The 2,534-nt window shown below is 68.5% G+C and carries 2 protein-coding genes; both read left to right on the top strand.

All coding sequences use genetic code 11. The features are described 5' to 3' along the window. On the top strand, positions 1-857 hold an 857-nt coding region (locus ACEN88_RS29170), incomplete at its 5' end, for a cell division protein ZipA C-terminal FtsZ-binding domain-containing protein (protein ID WP_413345326.1). A gap of 7 nt (positions 858-864) precedes the next feature. After that, the coding region (gene ligA / locus ACEN88_RS29165; RefSeq protein ID WP_413345324.1) for an NAD-dependent DNA ligase LigA at positions 865-2,534 on the top strand (1,670 nt) is incomplete at its 3' end.

Raw genomic sequence — 2,534 nt, 5'->3', positions numbered from 1 at the left:
GCTTCACGGCCGCCGAGCTGCCGGCCGTGAAGCCGGACACGCCGCCCGCGCAACTGGCCGAGAACCTCGTCGACCCGCTGATCGACTGCCTGATCCCGCTGAATTCGGAAGGCCCGCTGCGCGGCGACCGCATCCTGCCCGCGCTGCTGAAACTGCGCCGCGTCGGCAACAAGCCCGTGCACTTCGTCGGCCTCGCGGTGAACGGCGACTGGGAACCGATCGTGCACGGCGGCGTGTACACGAAGCTGCAGGCCGGCGTCCAGCTGGCCACGCGCACGACGGCGCTGAACGAGCTGGAGTACTCGGAGATGGTCACGCGCCTGCGCGCCGTCGCCGACGAGATTGGCGCCGAGCCGGAAGTGCCGGACATGATCGAAGTGATGAGCGAAGCGAAGACGCTGCACCGCTTCGTCGCCGGCCACGATGCGCAACTGGGCGTGAACCTCGCGTCCAAAGGCGCGCCATGGGCAATGGCCACGTTGATCGGTGCGCTGGAAAACGCGGGCTTCGACGTGCGCCCGGACGGCAAGTTCGTCATGCTGGACAAGGAAGAGGGCGGCGGCACCCTGTTCACGCTGTCGACCAACGTCACGCTCGGCGCCGATACGACGTCGCGCCTGACGCTCCTTTTGGACGTACCGTGCGTGGCCCCGGCCCGCGACGGCTTCGGCAAGATGGTCGCGTGCGCGAAAGACCTCGAGCAGCGCCTGGAGGCCGCTATCGTCGACGACTTCGACCAGCCGCTGACGGATGCGGCGCTGGAAGAAATCGCGGGCCAGGTGCGCGAGTTCTACCAGGAGATGGACACGGCCGACGTCGCCGCCGGTTCCACCCGCGCGCTGCGCCTGTTCAGCTGAGGTGAGCATGGCCGACCTGGAACGGATGGCGTGGCTCGTCAAGGAATTGAACCACCACATCTACAACTACCACGTGCTCGACGCGCCGACGATTCCCGACGCCGAGTACGACAAGCTGTTCCGCGAACTGCAGGCGCTGGAAGCGCAGCATCCCGAAGCCGTGTCGGTGGATTCGCCGACGTCGCGCGTGGGCGCCGCGCCGATCCCGGAGTTCAAGCAGGTCACGCATGCGGTGCCCATGCTGTCGCTGAACAACGGCTTTTCCGACGAAGACATCGACAACTTCGACCGGCGCGTGCGCGATGGCCTCGGCCACGCGCAGGTGCGGTATGCGGCCGAGCTGAAATTCGACGGCCTCGCGATGAGCCTGCGCTACGAGAACGGCGTGTTCGTGCAGGCCGCCACACGCGGCGACGGCTACACGGGCGAGGACGTCACCGCCAATATCCGCACGGTGAAGGTGATCCCGTTGCGCCTGCGCGGCGACGATATTCCGGCCGTGCTGGAAGTGCGCGGCGAAGTCCTGATGTTCAAGGAGGACTTCGAACGTCTGAACCAGCGCCAGCGCGACGCGGGCCAGAAGGAATTCGCGAACCCGCGCAACGCGGCCGCGGGCAGCCTGCGCCAGCTCGACGCGCGCATCACGGCGCAGCGCCGCCTGCGCTTCTTCGCCTACGGCATCGGCCTGCTCGAAGGCGCGCCGCTGCCGGAATCGCATTCGAAGGCACTGGACTGGCTCGACCAGCTTGGTCTCCCCGTGTCGAAGGAACGCGCGGTGGTCACCGGATGCGAAGGCCTGCTGGGCTACTTCCACGACATCGGCGCGCGCCGCAAGTCGCTGCCGTACGAGATCGACGGCGTCGTGTACAAGGTCGACCGATTGTCGGACCAGCGCGAGCTGGGTTTTGTCTCGCGCGCGCCCCGTTTCGCGCTTGCGCATAAGTTCCCCGCCGAGGAAGCGCTGACGACGGTGTCCGCCATCGACGTGCAGGTGGGCCGCACCGGCGCGATCACGCCGGTGGCGCGCCTCGTGCCCGTCTCGGTCGGCGGCGTGACCGTCACGAATGCGACCCTGCACAACGAGGACGAGGTGCGCCGCAAGGACGTGCGCGTGGGCGACACGGTCGTCGTGCGCCGCGCGGGCGACGTCATCCCCGAGGTGCTGTCCGTCGTGCTGGAGCGCCGCCCGACGCCGGTACCGCCCGTGTACGAGCTGCCGAAGACGTGCCCCGTGTGCGGCTCGCACGTCGTGCGCGAAGAGGGAGAGGCCGTTGCGCGCTGCTCCGGCGGCCTGACGTGCGCCGCACAACGCAAGGAAGCGATCCGCCATTTCGCGGGCCGCCGCATGATGGACATCGAAGGGCTGGGCGACCGCTATATCGACAGCCTCGTGGAAGCGAACCTGATCCGCGGCGTGGCCGACCTGTATCGGCTCACCCTGGACGACCTGTTGAAGATGAAGCGCCTCGCGGACGAGCGCGACGGCACGACGCCGGAGACGGTCAAGCAGGGCAAGGTCGCGACGAAGTGGGCGGACAACCTGCTGGCCGCCATCGCCGCCAGCAAGCATCCGCCGCTGGAACGCCTGCTGTTCGCGCTGGGCATCCGCCACGTGGGCGAGTCGACGGCGAAGACGCTGGCCGACTGGCTCGGCAGCCTGGCGCTCGTGCGCCGTGC

It is taken from the genome of Massilia sp. CT11-108, from assembly GCF_047302915.1.
GTDB lineage: Bacteria > Pseudomonadota > Gammaproteobacteria > Burkholderiales > Burkholderiaceae_D > Telluria > Telluria orientalis.
Note: the sequence above shows the minus strand (reverse complement) of the source record. Positions and strands in the feature narration are given on the sequence as shown.